General features: G+C 57.2%; 1 protein-coding gene. It reads right to left on the bottom strand.

Annotated elements, in window-relative coordinates:
- The coding region (locus tag RH858_RS16715) for an IS701 family transposase (protein ID WP_310562510.1) at nucleotides 1-1,155 on the bottom strand (1,155 nt) is incomplete at both ends.

The raw sequence follows: 1,155 nt of genomic DNA on the forward strand, positions 1-1,155 counted from the left end.
AAGGTCATCGACGCCACGATCATCGTTATCTCGAACCCACGAGAGCAGGTTGTAAACGGCTTCCTTCAGGGAATGTTCGAGGTTCGCTCGAAGCGATGACGCTTTCGAGCGAACCGTCCCCAAGGCGCTCGATTCGGGATCAAGACGAACGAGACTGTAGGCAGCCATCAGAAGGTGCCAGTGCCGACTGGCACCTTCGTCGGTCTGCATCTCGCAGTCTCCCAAGCCGAGATCCTGCTTCGAGTCCTCGAAGAACGTCTCGATGCGCCACCGCATCCCGTAGGAGCGGATCACGTGTTCGGTCGGTGCGTCGATCTTGTTCGTGGCGAGGTATTTGACCGGGTTCTCTTCGTCTTCGTCAGTTTCTTTCTCGGCGATGACCAGCTTCACGTCTCCCAACTGGGAGACGGGAAGCTTCTTCGTCCAGATGTGGTAGGTCTCGTCCTCAACGGTACGTTCGACGGTGTCGATGCGCTCTGCCAGCGCATCGACGCTGATCTCTTCGCCGGCGTAGGTTACCTGTCGGTTGCTCCGGAGCGGGCCGATCCAGTCGTTGCCGTAGGATTCGATGTGTTCGACGAGGGCAGAATCGTGAGCGAACCACGAGTCGAAGAGGTAGGTGTCCGCCGGGACACCTACCTCGTCTTCGAGTTCGGTGACGATCTCACGGGCGAGATCGTACTTGGTGTCGTGGTTTTGGTCATCTTCGTCCTGTTTTTCGTAGAGGCGGAAGGTGAGTGGGTAGGCAGTTTTGTCGTCAGCGTAGAAGGCGTAGATGAGGTCTTGGCCCCAGACAGTGTCACCTTCGGCGTGATCATAGAAGTGTCCGACGCCGGGGACTTCGTCCCCGGCTTTCTCGGTGATCGTGTCGTCGAGGATGATGTACCCATCCTTCGACCAACGTGTTTCGCCGTGTTTTTGGAGTTCTTCGAGGCGTTCGTGGTTAAATTGCTGTTCGTCCCAGTCGTACTCGGTGAGGAACTTGTTGAGAGCGCGTTTGTCTCCAGCTGGAAGGACTTCGCGTGCGATGCCTGCCACGGTCTTGTTGCTGGCCGCAACAAGACCTGTGGCGTAGGTTTTCGCGTGGTGACGTTGTGCGGGTGACAGCGACTCGAACTCGTCGAATACACGCGTGCACGACAAGAAGTCCGTAAT

The sequence above is a fragment of the Halalkaliarchaeum sp. AArc-GB genome (genome assembly GCF_031432225.1).
GTDB lineage: Archaea > Halobacteriota > Halobacteria > Halobacteriales > Haloferacaceae > Halalkaliarchaeum.